Here is a 341-nt window from a genome sequence, read left to right as displayed (position 1 = left end):
AAGGCACGTTGTTTTGAAAAAATTCGATAATACAGTGGATCTGGGCCTTGTGAAGCAATAACGGTCGCATTTTTTAAATCCTCATGATCATAAAATGCGTGATGCGTGGCAATAAAATCATGAGCCATGCGTTGATGCATATAAATATCAGCCATTTGCCTCACTCCTCAACGCTTCAATTTTTTCTTTGAAAAACTGCGGCAATTCACTTTCAAAAGCCATAGGCTTTAATGTTTTAGGATGCGTAAACGTAATTTTATAAGCATGTAAAAACTGTCCAAAAGGCGACGCTTGTTTACGTCTACCATAGGTTGTGTCGCCTAAAACAGGTTTATCAATAT

Annotated in this window: 1 protein-coding gene; it reads right to left on the bottom strand. The window is 37.5% G+C overall.

Translation table 11 applies throughout. The features are described 5' to 3' along the window. Positions 1 to 147: 147 nt before the first annotated feature. The coding region (locus ABCO64_RS10575; protein WP_425463712.1) for an RluA family pseudouridine synthase at positions 148 to 341 on the bottom strand (194 nt) is incomplete at its 5' end.

It is taken from the genome of Methanocalculus natronophilus, from assembly GCF_038751955.1.
GTDB classification, from domain to species: Archaea; Halobacteriota; Methanomicrobia; order Methanomicrobiales; family Methanocorpusculaceae; genus Methanocalculus; species Methanocalculus natronophilus.
The sequence above is the reverse complement of the archived record's forward strand: the minus strand, read 5'-3'. Positions and strand labels throughout refer to the sequence as shown.